At 44.8% G+C, this 1845-nt stretch carries 1 rRNA gene; it reads right to left on the reverse strand.

Annotated features, from left to right (window positions below):
- Positions 1 to 23: 23 nt before the first annotated feature.
- Positions 24 to 1555, reverse strand: a 16S ribosomal RNA gene (locus CKF54_RS01805).
- Positions 1556 to 1845: the final 290 nt, after the last annotated feature.

Consider the following 1845-nt stretch of genomic DNA (forward strand, 5'->3'; position numbering starts at 1 on the left):
CAATAATACATCTAGTACTATTATAAGGAGGTAATCCAACCGCAGGTTCCCCTACGGTTACCTTGTTACGACTTAACCCCAGTCGCGATTCATACCGTGGTAAACGCCCTCCCGAAGGTTAAGCTATCTACTTCTGGTACAAACCACTCCCATGGTTTGACGGGCGGTGTGTACAAGGCCCGGGAACGTATTCACCGCAACATTCTGATTTGCGATTACTAGCGATTCCGACTTCATGTAGTCGAGTTGCAGACTACAATCCGGACTTAGATTTACTTTAAGGGATTAGCTCAACGTCGCCGTCTGGCAACCCTCTGTATAAACCATTGTAGCACGTGTGTAGCCCTACTCATAAGGGCCATGATGACTTGACGTCATCCCCACCTTCCTCCGGCTTATCACCGGCAGTCTCTTTAGAGTTCTCAACTTAATGTAGCAACTAAAGATGGGGGTTGCGCTCGTTGCGAGACTTAACCCAACATTTCACAACACGAGCTGACGACAGCCATGCAGCACCTGTCTTAGAGTTCCCGAAGGCACTCCTCGATCTCTCAAGGATTCTCTAGATGTCAAGAGTAGGTAAGGTTCTACGCGTTGCGTCGAATTAAACCACATGCTCCACCGCTTGTGCGGGCCCCCGTCAATTCATTTGAGTTTTAACCTTGCGGCCGTACTCCCCAGGCGCTCGATTTAACGCGTTAGCTACGAAAGCCAAAACATAAAGCTCCAGCCTCCAAATCGAGATCGTTTACGGCGTGGACTACCAGGGTATCTAATCCTGTTTGCTCCCCACGCTTTCGCACATGAGCGTCAGTTTGTTCCCAAGGGGCTGCCTTCGCCTTCGGTATTCCTTCTCATCTCTACACATTTCACTGTTACACGAGAAATTCTACCCCTCCCTAAACAACTCTAGATTAGTAGTTTTAAATGCAATTCCCAAGTTAAGCTCGGGGCTTTCACATCTAACTTGCCAATCCGCCTGCGTGCCCTTTACGCCCAGTAATTCCGATTAACGCTCGCACCCTCCGTATTACCGCGGCTGCTGGCACGGAGTTAGCCGGTGCTTCTTCTGTAACTAACGTCAAGCAACTATCCTTCAATAATTACCTTCCTCATTACCGAAAGTACTTTACAACCCTAAGGCCTTCTTCATACACGCGGCATGGCTGGATCAGGGTTGCCCCCATTGTCCAATATTCCCCACTGCTGCCTTCCGTAGAAGTCTGGACCGTGTCTCAGTTCCAGTGTGGCTGGTCATTCTCTCAAACCAGCTAGAGATCGTCGCCTTGGTGAGCCATTACCTCACCAACTAGCTAATCTCACTTGGGCTCATCTATAGACAAGTACAAAATGCACTCTATAATCTCTCGATATTACGCGGTATTAGCCATCGTTTCCAATGGTTATCCCCCATCTATAGGCAGATTCCCAAGCATTACTCACCCGTCCGCCACTCGTCAGCAAGAGAGCAAGCTCTCTCCTGTTACCGTTCGACTTGCATGTGTTAAGCCTGCCGCCAGCGTTCAATCTGAGCCATGATCAAACTCTTCAATTGAAGATATATAAATATATTGATCTATAAACTCGTTAAAACTACTGATCTAATCTTATTTAATTAAATTAAATAATCATTTATCTAATAGTAATAAAACTAAGGTTTCTACAACCAAAAAACTATTAAATAAACTTACTTAATGAATTAATCAGGTCATTATAACTAGTCGATAGGAATATATTCTAAAGTAGAATATTTAGTTTTATTTAGTTCTTATGAGTACTAAATAATGTATTTCTTTCGAGCTAGTTAAATGCCCACACAGATTGTCTGTTAAATTGTTAAAGAAC

Source organism: Psittacicella hinzii (assembly GCF_003585885.1).
Lineage (GTDB): Bacteria > Pseudomonadota > Gammaproteobacteria > Enterobacterales > Psittacicellaceae > Psittacicella.